The following is a 15,393-nucleotide window of genomic DNA, read 5'->3' on the forward strand; positions in this document are numbered from 1 at the left end:
GATCATAACGACTGGTGGAAACACAAACATAATAATGATTCTTGTAGATGTAGACATCATAGAAAATGTAAATGTTTTATTATTTGTTGTCATAGTGATCGCAAACATTGGTAAGATTATTTATCACTTTTGATGAAGAATTTTAAAAAGACTTATCCTTTATAAAAAAGGACAAGTCTTTTTATTTGCTATTAATAATAGGACGTTATGTGAACTAGATTTGTATAGAGTATGCATTCAAACCTTTTGGATCTTCTTCAACTAAAGGGCCATATTGCTGAATAGTTCCCTGTAGGAAGAACAAGAATTTGAACAGAATCATTAGGAGTAAAAAGGGGGAATAAAAGATATCCCCCTTTTCACTATGACTTATATCCGAATAAATCACTTTCAAAAGACACATAAGAAAAAAGCTTTAAAAGACGCAGTATAACAATAATGCAACCTTAAGTTGACAAAGTGCATTCACTACGTGATAGAAAGAACAGCAATGCTTTTATACAATATAACTAACAAAATGAGAGGGGTTAAAATAAATGAAATTTGGTGAAAAACTTTTTAAGCTTAGAAAAGAAAATGGATTTTCTCAAGAAACTTTAGCTGAAAAATTAAACACCTCAAGACAAGCAATTAGCAAATGGGAAAATGGTCAAGGATTTCCCGAAACAGAAAAGCTCTTAATGATTGGAAATATCTTTGAGGTATCTATTGATTACTTATTGAAAGATTCTGTTGAGGACAATGAAGGAAATGAAGAAGGTTATTATGTAAATAGAGAAATGGCAGAAGGTTTTTTGATAAGCACACAAAAAACTGCTAAGCATATTGGGTTAGGTTTTGTTTTTTTTGCATTGGCGTTTGAACCATATTTAATTTTAGGGAAAAACTCAATGTTAGGAATACTCCTAATTATTGTCATTGCAACATTAGGGATTATTTCTTTTGCAACATTAGGATTTGATCAAGGACAATATACAATTCTCAAAAAAGAAGTTTTATTGTTTGATTCAAATTATTTTAAAGAGTTAACAGTAAGATATGAGGGCTTTAAAAGAAAATATTTAGGTATATTGGTGATTGGAACTTGTTTACTGACAGTAGGATTCTTAGCTTTTGCTTTGGAGAAAAAATTAGAGATGGGAATCTTGACTCCTTATTATCCAATTTTTGTGTTTTTAATAGCCGTTGGTCTATATATGTCAGTTCGTACTCTTACAATTCTTTCTGCATATCAATTATTGGTAAATAACGATGAACATACAAGTCGATTTAGTTTTAAACTAAAACAGAAAGCAAAGAAAAAATTTGATGAGTTTTAAAGATAAACTTTTCTTCAATATAATGGGGCCATTTTCTTTTTAAAAAAGGAACGAACGAACCAGAAGGATACTCTAAAAATGAAGGTAAAGCATATACGAGGGGGATTAGAAATTGATTTGGACATATTTTATTATCTTTTTGTTGGCAGCAATTCCTTTTTTTGAAGTATCAATGATAGTGCCAATTGCAATTATCGGCGGTATTCCAGCAGTTCCAGTTATTATTATTGCATTTTTAGGGAATTTATTAACTATAATTTTACTTATCGTGTTTATAGACTCGATTCGCAATTGGCGTAAAAAGAAAAAAACTAATGAAGAAATAAATGAATCCAAAAGTCATCAACGCGCTAAGAAAATTTGGGGAAAATATGGTTTACCAGGTTTAGCGTTTATTGGACCATTTTTTGTAGGTAGCCATTTAACAGCATTATTAGCTGTCACATTTGGCGGTACACGTTTGAAAACTTTAGTATTAATGACAGCAAGTATTGCGTTTTGGGCAATCTCACTTGGTAGCGCAGCCTATTTGGGCTTTGATTTTCTAGTGAAAGATGAAGATGATTTTGGTTTTATCACAAGACTTTTAAATCGATAAAAACAAACATTCTTCCAAAAACGGACGCTTTAATTGAGCAAGAAACTAAAAACTTTTAACTTCCGCTTTCGAAAATTATGTAAACACAAAAGTCCTCCAGTTAAACAATCCGGAGGACTTTTAATAGTTTTCTAAGTTATCTTCCAAATACACTCAATCCTAAATAAATCAAACTATAACTAATTAAAGCACTTGCAAGCATCAAACCTATTTTTAATAATTTGTCTTTTATATTAGGCTTTACTTCACTTATAGGTTTCCCCTCTATAAAATCAACTATTTGACGATAAGTTTTTAAATTGTGCTCTTTTTTCAAGTTTTCAAGCTTCGACGATGAAAGCATAAGCAAAATCGTAAGTAACACAGGTATTATAAGACCGTAATAACCAAAAAAGTAAAATACAGGTGCAATAGAAATAGGAAATAGAATCATTAATGCTAACATGATGTAACTCCACTTAAAGAAAGTTGATTTTTGAAGTTCTTCTTTCATGATCTTTACATCTCCTTTAACTAAATCATCCAGGGAGACATTAAAAAGAATACTCATCATTAGTAAATTATGAATATCTGGATAGTTTCTTTTATTTTCCCAGTTAGAAATAGATTGTCTGGAAACATGAATTTTCTCTGCTAACTTTTCTTGGGACATATTATCCCGTTTACGAAAATATTGTATCTGTCTACCAATGTTCATCTATACATCTCCCTTAAATCTGAGATTAAGTTAAAGGCTAATTAAAGACTACCAAATTTCTTTATAATAGCATGATTTTACTGTGTAAAAATGTTTTATCATGCTATTCTCCCTGTTTTTGGGTGTGAGTGCTGGCTGGGGGTTTGGGGGCTAGCCCCCAAGAACTTAACGTAACTGAATATGGAATAAGCTTATTATTTAAATCGATAGAACTAGCGGTTCGGCGGGTATAATTGCTGATCCAAGTCGAGCAACTTAACCCCGTTTTTGGTCTGTTCGGCTTGGCGAAAGCTAAAAACCCGCCGAAAAAAGTTTTGCAAGGACAAAACGACTTTTTGATTTTGAGGGTGGAGATTTTTGAGTGGTTTTCTCAAAAATACGACCCGTTCCTTGCGGAACTTTTAGCCCTATATATAAGAGTGAGAAGAGCAAAATGAAGAAAGTCAGTAATATCAAGGGTTTATGAGACATAGGGTGTTGCAAAAAAGCAACACCTGTGTTGCAAAAAAGCAACACCTAAAAAAATGGAAAAACACACAAAAAAAAAGATGTCAATGACATCTTTTTTTCATTCCTAAAATAAATAAACCGGTAATTTATGTTTTTTTCCATCTTCAGCAACAAAATTTTTAAGAGACTTCTTAAAAATTCTTTGTGTAGCTTTGTCTACTCCATCTTTTGGAGAACAACACATAATATTGGGATTTATAAACCATGTACGACTCGTACAAATACGTCCATCTTCTGTTGTAATTCCAGATTCCGCAACCGCCAATACCCCTTTTTCCATTAAAGAATTCATCATCATTGAAACCCTTGAACGATCTCTCTTTAATTCTTTTGCTAAATAACTAGGAGTAGCATTATCTGAATCAAATTCATTTTCTTCATTTGCTCGTTCTACAAGAATATTCGTTTTAAACTCTACATAAGGTACTAAATCCATTAAAAAAGCCTTTTCAGCATTTGTAAGATAGTTTATTTTTGCTAAGTAATTATAATTATCCGTAATCATTTGCACAAACTTCACCCTATCCGTAGGCTTTTTCTTTTTACCAATGAAATATTCTTCCCCACCAGTCGCCTTACTTAATAACTGCAAAAGCATTGCTTTCTCTTCTTCTGAGTAGCCACCTGCTAGCAACTGGTCATAAATACTATCAATCTTACGATCTCTTATTTTCGCTTTTTTTTCAGCTTGTCCAAAATCTACAACTTTTGTCATAAAATAATTCTCTCCCTTAGTGGAAGGAATCAACTTTTATATGTTAGAATGTATATAGAATATATATTGGTTGATTCCAACCTTATTACGAAAAACCGCCTGCCGTCCAAAGCATGGGCGGTTTTTCTCGTTTGTATGTCTTTCTTTATAATAACATGAAACACCTTGTTAAAGCTTTCCATCTCTTACAAAAGCACAACATTCAATCCTCTTTTTCTTCTTCAAACTCATACAATTCAATGCTTTCATCATTATCAATCCTATCTTTCCCTATCAAAATCCCGATGTTTGCTTATTTCTCTCTTATGTTCACGTTCAAATTGATTATCTATTCCCTTGTTATCCAATTCATTTTTAATAATCCCTCTAAATACCTTAAATTTCTCTTTAAAAGCTTTTTTCGTCTGTTGATACAAAGGCCCTTACATTCTCCTTCAAATCCTTTATATGAGCTTTTAATGAGCCTATTTCAGTATGTAACTTTCTATTTTCCTCTTTTAACTCTAAATTGATCTTTTGAGATTCTTTTAAAGAATCATACAAACTATTGACTTGACGATTCAATTCCCTATTTTCTTTTGCCAAATCCGTATTTTGCAAACGCTCATAATCTTTTTTTACAGTGACTGCTGCAGTTATCAATTCTTCTACTTTTTCGAGTTGCTTTGGTGAAAAAACATAATTACCTGTTTCTTTTTCAATAATTTCAGGTTTACCAATTAATTTTGGCTTTACCTCCGTCTTGATCTCTTTCTTTTTAGGCTTTAGCGTAATCTTGCTATCCGGCAATCTCTTGCTTATCTCCGTAATTTGATTCTCTATGTTAGAAACAGCTTCAGCATATTCCTTGTATTGACGGACTTTCATATATTTATGTGAACCAACATTGGCACGTTCAAAATTCGGAATTTGTTCTTTAGCCAAAGATTCAATATAGGCCGTTTCTAATTGTCTCCAATTCGCAATTAACTCCGTCCCTTTTCCTTGTACGCCTTGTTGTTGCAAGGCTCTATCCATTCCGACACGCCTCGTTAATCCTCGACTACTTTCAAAGTTCGGTACATAGTTAATATGTAAATGCGGATTTGCTTCATCATCATGTAATACCATGTTATAGACTGCTAGATTTGGATTTCTCCCTTGAAACGCATCTGCATACTGTTTTAACGCTTCTTTTTTAGCTTCCCTATACTTTGGGTCATCTTTACCCTCTCCAACCGCTACAACCAATTCTCGTTGCTCATGTGTCTTTGTATCTTTTTTTATCTTGTCATAATAATCCTTAATTTTGCGATCATTACGTTTTTGTTTCTCGTTATACTTATTTACTGCTTCTTGAAAGACATCCTTGTATACACTTCGGATGTCCTTTTGAACAAAGTAGATATTCTCCTCTAACCTGGATGGATCTATGCCAGGATTCCCATGAATGTTTTCTCTGTTATTATGGCTTAATGAACTTTGGTGAGATTGATTAAATGAGATAGAAAACAACATAAAGTGCCACCACTTCCTCTAAATCAATTGATACAATTAGTCTAGCAAGGCGACGAAATTGTGTCAATTGACGTAACCCTATACGTATTTTGACGCTAAAGCATCAAAATCGATAGGGGTCTGCGACGCTTTTCGGCTTTACCGAGCCACATTTCATGTGGCAAAAACAAAACCTTGGGCTTTGCCCAAACCCACTGGGGAACTCTTCCCCAGACCCCATCAATCGAACTCCCCAACCCCTCAATCCTTGAGAGGCTCCCTCGCCGGTTGGCAGGAACAAACAATAGTTTGTTCAGTGCCAAGAGGGTCTGGGTTTCGTTCAGTTGGTCAAGTCAAATACTCCCTTCGTTTCACTAGGTCCGTTTTGATTGACCAACATAATATTCTATATTTCTAATCATGTCTTGTATTTACACAAATAATATTGAAAATTTTTTTCCTATAAAAATATCGAAAAACTCAAAAGAGCAATAATTCCTGAAACCAACGCAACCCCTACAACAATCAACGTTTTTTGAATGATGTATTTTTTCTTATCGCGCTTGTCTCTTTCCGCTTTCACATCTTTATTTTCCATAAAAGCAACAATTTCAGAGTATGTTTTTATATTTTCACGCTTCTTGATTATGTCAATTTTAATAGCAGCTGTCATAGCAATTACCCAAAAAACAAATGGAATAATTAAACCTACATTACCAAAAAATTTAATCGCTAACCCTATTGATCCTACAGCTAAAACCAAAAATATAGCCATTACTTGTCCTAACTTATTGAATTTAACTTGCTGAAGATTATTTTTCATCATTTCCATGTCCCCTTTAACTAAATCATCTAAAGAAACATCGAAAAGAACACTTAGAAGCAATAAATTATGAATATCAGGATAACTTCTTTCATTTTCCCAATTTGAAATGGTTTGACGAGAAACATAAATTTTTTCAGCTAAATCTTCTTGAGAAAACCCTTCCCTATCTCGATATTTTTTAATTTGTTTACTAAGATTCATTTCGCTCGCTCCTTCTACATCCAAAATAGTTCAAGGTAATAATTTATAAGTAGCAAATATCTTTATAAAAGTTAATTTTAATATGTCAAAAAGCTTTATACATCGTTTAAACGCCTTATTTATCAACGATTGTTAAGGTCTTAATGCTCATCAAAATAAACTTAAATTTATATCATCCACTTTTATGAAATCATTAATTTTAAATATATAAACTCTCACTAAACTATCATCTATATTTAATTAATACAATATTATCAAAAGAATAAAAAAGAATCCCATAAACATAGGACTCTTTTTTATTACTTTTAAAGTAAACTTTTTAATAAAGGGGTACCGCCAGCATTTATAAGCTAATACCCATTTTTTTTTAGACAACTATCCTACTATTTTTTAACACATAATATATTTTGATTGCATATACAACAGGTTTTATATCAAAAGGAGGATTTTTATGACAACATGGCATGCTGGACATTGGGATTACCATCCAGCCCATCCATACTATCATTCAGGACATTGGGATTACCATCCATCTAAATGTCATCATGGAGTATGTACCCAAGGTCAATGGTCTTGGCATCCAGGACATTGGGATTTGTACAAATCATATTGGAACTGGCACCCAGGGCATTGGGGAAACCACAACTGATATAATTATTTACTAAAATTAATATATGATTTTTAAAAAAAAACGTTATAAAAAATTAATTTAAAAATCTCTAAAATGAGAGGAAGAATTGTTATGTCAATACAATATCCTTATAACAATTACTATCAAACACCTCAAATTCCAAATTATTTAACTGCACAAAATCAATTTGATATTAATACTAATAATGCCCCTGTCTATGATAATCGTCAAGATTGTTTACCTGAACGACCTCCAAGAAAATCACCAGAAGGATTTAGATGGGTACCAATTTATTCGCATTTTTATTGGGATGGTCATCAATGGAATAGTGTAAAAGTGAGAAGACCCTACTGGGGATTAATTGATGAAGAACACCCTTGTGATCCTCATCAACCCTAATAAGAAAAAAATCACTAAAAATAAAAATTATTAAACCAAAATTACCAAACATAAATACCGTATTAAATTTAATACGGTATTTATGTTTGGTAATTCAAAAATCTTCACATATAAAATTGTTTTTTTAATCAATTATGCATAAATTTCATCTTCAGATAAATATCCCATTAACTTTAAATAAAAAACCGCTAATCTATTCGATGATATTGCTCAATATCGTCGAGTACCGTAATAGTAACCATAACATTTATTGGTGTATTCGAGTCCACATGAAGGAGAAACTCTACACCACCGGACCCACTACCTCCTGGACCTTCTGGATCATGAGCTCCCACATTGGATACCCAAATACTCGCTGCGCCAAGATGCGGACGAATAGTCTCAAGTCCTCCAATGCCACCAGGCCAAAAAAACTGTGCCGCTGTAATTAAGACCGCTGACTTTTTAGTAATGGGGGGCCAGTTAAAATTCTGCCGTGATACCCCTTGCATGTTTGAGTAAAAAACACGAATTGAGCGTGCCATATTTAACCTCACTCTCCTTAATCTCAAACTATATTCAATAAAATAGCAGTTTACATCCCAACATAATAATATTTAGCTAATAACCAAAATATGTATAATAATTTATTCCTCATAAAATAATCCTCTTATGTGTAAAATCGCATAAAAAAATGCAAATACTTATAAAATATTAACAGCTTACTTAAGAGTTTATTATGTAAAATATAAATAAATTAAATAAAAATCCTAGTAACCACTAAGCTTTTCGTTTAAAATAATACCAATTTCTATTTTAGTAAATTTTCAAATTCGTACCATTTTATGAAACAAATATTTAAAAGTCCGCATGTAAACTTTTAAATATTAGTTTACATTCATTTCCCCTTAATCATTGACTTATCACCGATTCTCTTGATATCCTCAATTTATATAATAAAAGTATACATTCAAAACACTATAAATAAAGAGGTCATAAAAACATGAACAAAAAACCACATCTCATTGATGTCCAACCTATCCGTAACAAAGAACAAATCGAAGACATCAAATGGGCCCTAAAACGCCACTGTTCCGAACGAGACTATATTCTCTTTCTTATTGGCATTCATACCGGACTACGCGTAAGTGATCTACTCCAAATCGAAACACAAACCATAGTAAAACTAAAACGGAAAAAGAGAAAAGAATTTAAGATCAAAGAAGGAAAAACGAAGAAAGAACGCATGATTAACCTTACTTCTATTTTTGATGAAGTATACTCTTATGGCCAAACGCTAGATAATACCTGGTTATTTCCTTCCCGAAAAGGAGACAAACCCATTAGTAAGATCCAGGCTTATCGACAATTGCAAAAAGCCGGAGATTTTGCCAGTGTAGAGTCCATCGGTACCCATACCATGCGTAAAACCTTCGGCTATTGGTTCTATAAACAAACTAAGGATATCGCCATGTTGCAAGAAATACTCAATCACAGCACTCCACAAGTCACTTTAAAATATATTGGCATTAATAAAGAAGAAAAAGACAATATACTTGATAATTTCCATATTTAAAATCTATCAAAAAAACGACATCTAGGGGTAAAGCCGAGATACATATAATTTCGAGTATTAACCATATATTTATTTCCAAACGCACTTATAATCACGGATTTCCTTGTTATTTTTCAACTTATTATCATACAGTTGGAACAAAGTGTTTTCAGTAGCTAATAGATGGATGATTAGGGTGTACCCATAATAGACAAAACGGTATTTATAATCCCTATAAACCGCATATTTTTACACGTATCTCAGCTGTCCCCCCTAATATAGGGCCTATTCCACAATCATTTTAAATTTAATTATCTTTATATATTATTAAAAAATTAAATTGATACGAATAACATAAATGAAAAAAATTAATACATTGACATTGAACAGTTTTAAAAATCTAAAGTAATTTTAAAAAGGAGTCTAAGTAACATGAGTGAACAACGTCCAATTAATACATCATGTCAGGTGGTAGGACAAACTCAAACACCATTAAATTATAAAGTTAAAACACCCATTATTACCACAAAAACACCGCTTGTACAAATGCCAGTTATATTAGCCGAAAGAACAATTCAAATTGTTGTAGAATCTAATATTTCATTAGATCCTCCAGCAATTGAAATTAAACGTATCTTAAAAAACAACGTTTTTTTGACACAAGGTAATTTAATTCCTCTAGCATTTACTCCAATACCAGGTACAGATTACAACCTAGTTACAAAAGCTAAATTATTTTTACAAGGATATATCCGTAAAAGTATTGAGTATGTATATGATGAATACAATAGAATTATATATAATTCTATTGTAGATGTTCCATTTTCCGGTTCCACAGATCTAATAGAAGATGATTTTCTATCTTTAGCTTTAATAGCTTCTTCCTCAGATACTACATTTCATTTTATTTATCCTAAAAATGGTGATTTACCACATTTAGAAAAATGTTCCTTCGGAGATACAGTTTATTATAACAAACAACCATATTGCGAATTAATCAGTACTCAACTTGTTGGATTAGACTTTTCCCCTTGTCTAACAAACTTAAAAGAACCATTTAATACTTTTCATGAAATAATTGTATTAAACCTTAATTTAAAAGTTTTACAAATACAACAAGTACAAATTTAAAACAAAGAAAACTTCTTATTTTTCAAACCAACCTACTAAAAAAAACACCAATACCCGTTAGTGCTCTCCTAAAGGAAACTATAAAATAAAATGAAAAAAAGTGAGTAAAACTTATCCCAATACTACAATATATGTTTAACTAACATTTATAGTGTTAAAAATTCAATGTTATTATTAACAATAGACAAAAAACTCGCTTTTTTTTTCGTTTTTCAAATAAAAAAATAAAAGTCTCTTTACCATTAAATTTTAATTTATTTACCAAGCAGGCAACTCCAAAATAACTTTTTCTGTTCTAAAGCTGCTTTTTAAAGCGTTATTTAGCATTGAAAAATCAATGTTTTTGAAAATGTCAATTGGAATATTTCTCTCACCAATAGAAAAAGTAAATAACAGTTTATAAAAGTATACCTTTAAGGAAGAAACTTTAATCCTTACTTATAAAATCAAGGTTTGTCATGTTTATAAACATATAACGAAATATTTATAAACGTTTATTAAGTATCAACGACCTTTATAAATCTCTTAGCGTACAATTTCCTTAAAATGATATAGTGCCCCCCATTAGTAAGATCCAGGCTTATCGACAATTACCAAAAGCCGGAGATTTTGCGGATATAGAATCTATTGGGACCCACACTATGCGCAAAACCTTCGATTATGGGTTCTATAAACAAACAAAAGATGTAGCTATGTTACAAGACATACTCAACCACAATACGCCAAAAATTACACTGAAATACATTGGAATTAATAAAGAAGAAAAAGATAATATCCTAGATTTATTTCATATTTAAAACATATAAAATGTAACTAAAATAGTTAAACCAAAAAATCCAAAATTACATACACCTTTAAAAAATAATTTCATAAAATAAAATGAAGAATGGCAAATATGTTCTCTCCGATAAACAACTCACAGAATACACAAAAAGATATTCATAATAAATATCTTTTTGTGTATTTTTAATATCGTTATTTTAAAATATATTAATATAATAAAAAAGAGAGGAGATAACATAATATATATGAATCTATTTAATGCAAAAAAGGGGATCTACTAGTAGGTCCCCTTTCCTTTCAAAGAAACTAAATTTATGAGCGCAAAACAAGTGTCCAATGCTTGTTCCACACTATAAGATATGTTTTCCTATTCAAAATAGTTCTAATGAATTTTATTTAATACTACCTATTTCTTTTAAATATAAAAGAGTCTAACAATATTTTTAAAAATATATACTAAACAAAATCAAATAGGAAAAACGTGGATTTTATTACTCTAATCTGTTTTTTTGTTTAAAAATGATAAAAATCACTATTATACATGCCTTCACACATATAAATACACTCCATAGCATGTTAAAGAAAGTATAAACACACTCAAAACATAAACTAAAAGGAGGCTTTTTCAAATTGAGTGAAAAAGAGTATAAACAAGATAATTATAAAAATAAAGATTGTAAGGTTAAATCAGAATCGCGGATTCCACTCAGTGATACTGAGGCAACGCCTGTTCTTACAAATAATCCAAGAATTAAAATTCCAGTTGTATTAGCGGAAAGAACACTTCAAATTGTAGTAGAAGCAGAAATTCCACTTTCTCCACCAGCAGTGGAAATTAAAAGAGTGTTAAAAGATGTATTTTTAACACAATGTAAACTAGTACCTGTTGAATATGAACCAATTAATGAAACAGGATATTTTCAAGTAACAAGAGCAAAATTGTTTGTAGAAGGTTATATTCGTAAAAACATTGAATACGCTGCTAAATACTGCAATGGCGTAATTCATGATCGAATTGCAAAAGTTCGATTCTCTGGTTTTGCTGATTTGACTGCTGATGAATTTCTTTCTTTCCCAATTCTAGCTTTTGGTTCGGAAAATAAAGCTCGTTTCATTGATCCGAAAAAGAATCATGTTCCTCGTCTAGACAAATACTTCTTTGAAAATAATGTTTTCTATAATGAACAACCATATTGTGAATTAATTAGTGCAGAATTTTATGAACTTGATTATTCATCATATGATGTTCATTATGATTCAAAACATGATGAATATCAGGACAGAAATCAAGATAGATATCAAGATAAATATCAAGATAAATATCAAGATAAATATTATGATCAATATCCTGAGAAAGAATTTGACAAATTACGTGAAAAAATTGTTCTTGATCTTACTTTGAAAGTATTACAAACTCAACAAGTACAAATCGGATAAAATAAAAAAGTAATATTTTTAAAGTAAATCAATTATTTTTCACATTTCATGCATTATAAAAGAAAGAGGAATCCTAAAAAAATTCCCCTTTCTTTTTTTGTATAATATTATATTGTAATAAATAAATTCATATCAGAATCTATAAAAAAATACCTTCAGATATTCCTTCTAAAGGTATTTTTCATTCACATAATCTGTATTATCAGCAATTTTTATTTATCTACTTTAAAATACTCTGGATGTTCTGCTTTCATAGATAAAATGTTACCACACTCTGTGCAAACATCAGCAATCACTCTTGAAAATTGATTAAAAAGGTTATTCGTACTAATAAGTCTTAAACATGCTTGGGCATTTAATGAATCTTGCCTGATTTCTCTAGAACCACAATTAGGACATTTCTTATTCATTTTCAATTCCTTCTTCCTAAAATTTAGTTCACATAAAATCAAATTATCAGTAGTATTCCAAAAAGCTCAAAATTCTCATATAACTCTAAGCTTTACTTTTCTATTCATTTACCCATATTTTTTTAAAGGTAGCAAAAGATAATTAATTAAATTTCAAAAAATCATTTCCAAAACTCATACCATTTCTTATCTTTACTTGCTGCAATCATCTTCTTAACTTCCTGAACTTCCCTTATTGTTTGCATAAGCATTTCATCACTTCTTTGATTCTTCGCTACGTCTTCGCTAGTATTCATCGCTATAAGCGTTTGGGATTCCCGTATCGTTTGTATAGCGCTCAATAACTCGGATTCTCTTTGTGTGAATCGCTGATCTTGCTCGGCTAAACGTTTGTTTAATTCTTGTAACAAGTAATTTTGTTTTTCAATGACTTCTTTTTGCTCTTGAATCATCGCCTGTAGCGGTGTAGCGTTGAAATCAGGTTCTTCATAGCGCTCAATTTCATGTCGCTCTAATGGCAATACTTCAACACCTTGATTCCATGATACTATTTGCTTTGTAGCGTTTTCTAATGTCATGTCTGTGTCGTTCTTTAGATTTATAACCTTACGGAACACCATTACATCACTTTCTCTATACTTCCTATGACCACGTTCATTCTTGATGAAAGTATAACCTTCTTTTTCAAGTACATCAGCATACTTACGTAATGTGCTAGATTGAATACCTAATTGCTCTGCCACGTCGCCAGGACTATATAACGTCTTCATAGCGTTTCACCTCAAAAATATATTCGCTATAGCAATGATATACCCTTTTTCTTAATAATTCACGTATCACTTGTTTCAAATTCTTAACTCTCATAATCTTTACATAGGTAATTTGTATAATTCATATTACAGATCCAACCTTAGGAATACATATCAATTTTAAAATTGAATACTCTTTATATCTCGATACCCATATCAAAATCTTTTTTATTTATACAAGATTTTATGCAAAAAAAGAATAACCAGGATCCTCAATATCCCCACTATTTCAATCATGTATAAAATCATGCATATCAATTTTACTTGAAAAGAAAAAAGAACCCCATAAAAACAGGGGTTTCTCCATTATCCTTGCTACCGATAATTTTATGTTAACTCCATTTGAATAAATATTCGTAGAAGTTTTTTATAAAATTTACTATAGGTTATCAAACAAGCATTTTTTCTATTAAAACATAGAATAATATAACTCTTGTTTGAGAGGAGGTATAAAAATGAGTTGGAGTAATGACTGGTGGAAACATAGTAGTCATTCTAGTAAATGCGAAGATCATAACGACTGGTGGAAACATAGTAGTCGTTCTAGTAAATGTGAGGATCATAACGACTGGTGGAAACACAAACATAATAATGATTCTTGTAGATGTAGACATCATAGAAAATGTAAATGTTTTATTATTTGTTGTCATAGTGATCGCAAACATTGGTAAGATTATTTATCACTTTTGATGAAGAATTTTAAAAAGACTTATCCTTTATAAAAAAGGACAAGTCTTTTTATTTGCTATTAATAATAGGACGTTATGTGAACTAGATTTGTATAGAGTATGCATTCAAACCTTTTGGATCTTCTTCAACTAAAGGGCCATATTGCTGAATAGTTCCCTGTAGGAAGAACAAGAATTTGAACAGAATCATTAGGAGTAAAAAGGGGGAATAAAAGATATCCCCCTTTTCACTATGACTTATATCCGAATAAATCACTTTCAAAAGACACATAAGAAAAAAGCTTTAAAAGACGCAGTATAACAATAATGCAACCTTAAGTTGACAAAGTGCATTCACTACGTGATAGAAAGAACAGCAATGCTTTTATACAATATAACTAACAAAATGAGAGGGGTTAAAATAAATGAAATTTGGTGAAAAACTTTTTAAGCTTAGAAAAGAAAATGGATTTTCTCAAGAAACTTTAGCTGAAAAATTAAACACCTCAAGACAAGCAATTAGCAAATGGGAAAATGGTCAAGGATTTCCCGAAACAGAAAAGCTCTTAATGATTGGAAATATCTTTGAGGTATCTATTGATTACTTATTGAAAGATTCTGTTGAGGACAATGAAGGAAATGAAGAAGGTTATTATGTAAATAGAGAAATGGCAGAAGGTTTTTTGATAAGCACACAAAAAACTGCTAAGCATATTGGGTTAGGTTTTGTTTTTTTTGCATTGGCGTTTGAACCATATTTAATTTTAGGGAAAAACTCAATGTTAGGAATACTCCTAATTATTGTCATTGCAACATTAGGGATTATTTCTTTTGCAACATTAGGATTTGATCAAGGACAATATACAATTCTCAAAAAAGAAGTTTTATTGTTTGATTCAAATTATTTTAAAGAGTTAACAGTAAGATATGAGGGCTTTAAAAGAAAATATTTAGGTATATTGGTGATTGGAACTTGTTTACTGACAGTAGGATTCTTAGCTTTTGCTTTGGAGAAAAAATTAGAGATGGGAATCTTGACTCCTTATTATCCAATTTTTGTGTTTTTAATAGCCGTTGGTCTATATATGTCAGTTCGTACTCTTACAATTCTTTCTGCATATCAATTATTGGTAAATAACGATGAACATACAAGTCGATTTAGTTTTAAACTAAAACAGAAAGCAAAGAAAAAATTTGATGAGTTTTAAAGATAAACTTTTCTTCAATATAATGGGGCCATTTTCTTTTT

Annotated in this window: 15 protein-coding genes and 2 pseudogenes; 9 read left to right on the forward strand and 8 right to left on the reverse strand. The window is 30.9% G+C overall.

Translation table 11 applies throughout. The features are described 5' to 3' along the window. The first annotated feature begins 536 nt into the window (after nucleotides 1-536). Together ACO6VI_RS31050 and ACO6VI_RS31055 are read left to right on the forward strand one after the other, a co-directional pair. Nucleotides 537-1,319, forward strand: coding sequence for a helix-turn-helix domain-containing protein (locus ACO6VI_RS31050; RefSeq protein WP_400154885.1), 783 nt, complete (start codon nucleotides 537-539; stop codon nucleotides 1,317-1,319). A gap of 112 nt (nucleotides 1,320-1,431) precedes the next feature. Beyond that, on the forward strand, nucleotides 1,432-1,917 hold the full coding sequence (locus ACO6VI_RS31055; RefSeq protein WP_000638316.1) for a small multi-drug export protein: 486 nt from the start codon (nucleotides 1,432-1,434) through the stop codon (nucleotides 1,915-1,917). A gap of 136 nt (nucleotides 1,918-2,053) precedes the next feature. Here the strand turns inward: ACO6VI_RS31055 and ACO6VI_RS31060 are convergent, their stop codons facing one another. From ACO6VI_RS31060 to ACO6VI_RS31075, 4 genes and pseudogenes are all read right to left on the reverse strand, one after another. Next, on the reverse strand, nucleotides 2,054-2,614 hold the full coding sequence (locus ACO6VI_RS31060; protein WP_422424983.1) for a helix-turn-helix domain-containing protein: 561 nt from the start codon (nucleotides 2,612-2,614) through the stop codon (nucleotides 2,054-2,056). Nucleotides 2,615-3,188: 574 nt separating this feature from the next. Then, nucleotides 3,189-3,839, reverse strand: coding sequence for a MarR family transcriptional regulator (locus tag ACO6VI_RS31065; protein WP_161520468.1), 651 nt, complete (start codon nucleotides 3,837-3,839; stop codon nucleotides 3,189-3,191). A gap of 260 nt (nucleotides 3,840-4,099) precedes the next feature. Beyond that, nucleotides 4,100-5,336: pseudogene (locus ACO6VI_RS31070) on the reverse strand (plasmid recombination protein). Between the two features lie 439 nt (nucleotides 5,337-5,775). Next, nucleotides 5,776-6,342 carry a helix-turn-helix transcriptional regulator gene (locus ACO6VI_RS31075; RefSeq protein ID WP_422424985.1) on the reverse strand — a complete coding sequence of 189 codons (567 nt, stop codon included), beginning with the start codon at nucleotides 6,340-6,342 and terminating at the stop codon, nucleotides 5,776-5,778. A gap of 451 nt (nucleotides 6,343-6,793) precedes the next feature. On the opposite strand from ACO6VI_RS31075, the gene ACO6VI_RS31080 reads away from it, so the two are divergent. After that, nucleotides 6,794-6,991, forward strand: a complete 198-nt coding sequence (locus ACO6VI_RS31080; protein ID WP_074594095.1) for a YXWGXW repeat-containing protein — start codon at nucleotides 6,794-6,796, stop codon at nucleotides 6,989-6,991. 93 nt (nucleotides 6,992-7,084) lie between these two features. Next, the gene (locus ACO6VI_RS31085) at nucleotides 7,085-7,372 is read left to right on the forward strand and encodes a hypothetical protein (RefSeq protein ID WP_074594094.1); all 288 of its coding nucleotides are present in this window, start codon (nucleotides 7,085-7,087) and stop codon (nucleotides 7,370-7,372) included. A gap of 188 nt (nucleotides 7,373-7,560) precedes the next feature. On the opposite strand, the gene ACO6VI_RS31090 is transcribed toward ACO6VI_RS31085, so the two are convergent. After that, nucleotides 7,561-7,923: a hypothetical protein gene (locus ACO6VI_RS31090; protein ID WP_324657165.1), complete on the reverse strand. Its 363-nt coding sequence runs from the start codon at nucleotides 7,921-7,923 to the stop codon at nucleotides 7,561-7,563. Between the two features lie 431 nt (nucleotides 7,924-8,354). Here ACO6VI_RS31090 and ACO6VI_RS31095 point away from each other — a divergent pair, with 431 nt between their 5' ends. The 4 genes and pseudogenes from ACO6VI_RS31095 to ACO6VI_RS31110 all read left to right on the forward strand — a co-directional run bounded on the left by ACO6VI_RS31095 (nucleotide 8,355) and on the right by ACO6VI_RS31110 (nucleotide 12,257). Further along, nucleotides 8,355-8,927, forward strand: coding sequence for a tyrosine-type recombinase/integrase (locus tag ACO6VI_RS31095; RefSeq protein WP_422424987.1), 573 nt, complete (start codon nucleotides 8,355-8,357; stop codon nucleotides 8,925-8,927). 411 nt (nucleotides 8,928-9,338) lie between these two features. Further along, the gene (locus tag ACO6VI_RS31100) at nucleotides 9,339-10,037 is read left to right on the forward strand and encodes a CsxC family protein (RefSeq protein ID WP_061458034.1); all 699 of its coding nucleotides are present in this window, start codon (nucleotides 9,339-9,341) and stop codon (nucleotides 10,035-10,037) included. Between the two features lie 560 nt (nucleotides 10,038-10,597). Beyond that, nucleotides 10,598-10,834: pseudogene (locus ACO6VI_RS31105) on the forward strand (tyrosine-type recombinase/integrase); the annotation flags it as partial. A gap of 616 nt (nucleotides 10,835-11,450) precedes the next feature. Next, nucleotides 11,451-12,257 (forward strand): CsxC family protein, encoded by an 807-nt coding sequence (locus ACO6VI_RS31110; RefSeq protein ID WP_161520473.1) that lies wholly within the window; start codon nucleotides 11,451-11,453, stop codon nucleotides 12,255-12,257. A 212-nt stretch (nucleotides 12,258-12,469) separates the two neighbouring features. On the opposite strand, the gene ACO6VI_RS31115 is transcribed toward ACO6VI_RS31110, so the two are convergent. From ACO6VI_RS31115 to ACO6VI_RS31125, 3 genes are all read right to left on the reverse strand, one after another. After that, entirely contained in the window at nucleotides 12,470-12,667 is a 198-nt protein-coding gene (locus ACO6VI_RS31115) for a hypothetical protein (RefSeq protein WP_102957052.1), read from the reverse strand. 161 nt (nucleotides 12,668-12,828) lie between these two features. Further along, nucleotides 12,829-13,437, reverse strand: coding sequence for a DUF3967 domain-containing protein (locus ACO6VI_RS31120; RefSeq protein WP_061458032.1), 609 nt, complete (start codon nucleotides 13,435-13,437; stop codon nucleotides 12,829-12,831). A gap of 428 nt (nucleotides 13,438-13,865) precedes the next feature. Next, nucleotides 13,866-14,141, reverse strand: a complete 276-nt coding sequence (locus tag ACO6VI_RS31125) for a hypothetical protein (protein WP_400154886.1) — start codon at nucleotides 14,139-14,141, stop codon at nucleotides 13,866-13,868. A 428-nt stretch (nucleotides 14,142-14,569) separates the two neighbouring features. On the opposite strand from ACO6VI_RS31125, the gene ACO6VI_RS31130 reads away from it, so the two are divergent. Further along, nucleotides 14,570-15,352 carry a helix-turn-helix domain-containing protein gene (locus tag ACO6VI_RS31130; RefSeq protein WP_400154885.1) on the forward strand — a complete coding sequence of 261 codons (783 nt, stop codon included), beginning with the start codon at nucleotides 14,570-14,572 and terminating at the stop codon, nucleotides 15,350-15,352. Nucleotides 15,353-15,393 lie beyond the last annotated feature (41 nt).

The sequence above is a fragment of the Bacillus sp. PSXD-155 genome, from assembly GCF_049310765.1.
Classification (GTDB): domain Bacteria; phylum Bacillota; class Bacilli; order Bacillales; family Bacillaceae_G; genus Bacillus_A; species Bacillus_A cereus.